At 39.5% G+C, this 734-nt stretch carries 1 protein-coding gene; it reads right to left on the reverse strand.

The genetic code is table 11. The features are described 5' to 3' along the window. On the reverse strand, window positions 1-734 hold a 734-nt coding region (locus tag N1032_RS25185), incomplete at both ends, for a phage major capsid protein (protein ID WP_259543311.1).

A 734-nucleotide genomic window follows, 5' to 3' on the forward strand; every position in this document is an offset into this window, starting at 1 on the left:
AGCAAGAACGGCAACAATTCCGTCAGCGGCGATTGTTTCACCAGTAGAGGTTTTAACGTTGACTTTTGAAGTAGAGCCAAACGCGTAATCTTTACCGGTACCTTGCCAGTAAGGAACAACGTCCGCGTTACTTGTTAATTGAGTAATTTCTTTGTTTTGCATATCCGCGTCAACGATAACTTCCGCGCTAGATTTGAAATCAGCGTGAACTAATAAAATCTGGTTTGCCAACGGCGTAAATTTCTTAGTTCCCTCGATATTGAATAGTTCGGAAATTTTTGTTAAGCGTGCTTGATATTGGTTAATCGTAGCAACCGCGAAACGCAAGAAATGGAAATCACTCAAGGCATTTGCCTTTTTAACCGCTTGTGCAGTAGGTACCGAATCATTGTAAAGTTTCAGTAAGTTAACCGCAATAGGGCTTGATTTTTTAAGGTCAATAGTAATCGCGCCGGCTGTTCCGCTACCGATTCCTTTAGCTAAAGTACAACCGATTAAGTTGTTAATAGTCCGCTCAATTAAAGCGTCAATAGAAACCGTCAAAGCGTTTTGAACAGTGGTAGAAATCATAGACAAGAAAGAGTTCAATTCTGTAGCACTATTGAAAGATTCTTTAACTTGTTTTTCAGTGAAAGAAACGGCAATTTCAAAAGTAGTTTTTGAATTGAAGAATTTCGCGCTTACTTTTGGTTGGTGGAAAACATCTTGGTCGTAGCTTTGACCGTCAGTCAATT

Source organism: Herbiconiux daphne, assembly GCF_024979295.1.
GTDB lineage: Bacteria > Actinomycetota > Actinomycetes > Actinomycetales > Microbacteriaceae > Herbiconiux > Herbiconiux daphnes.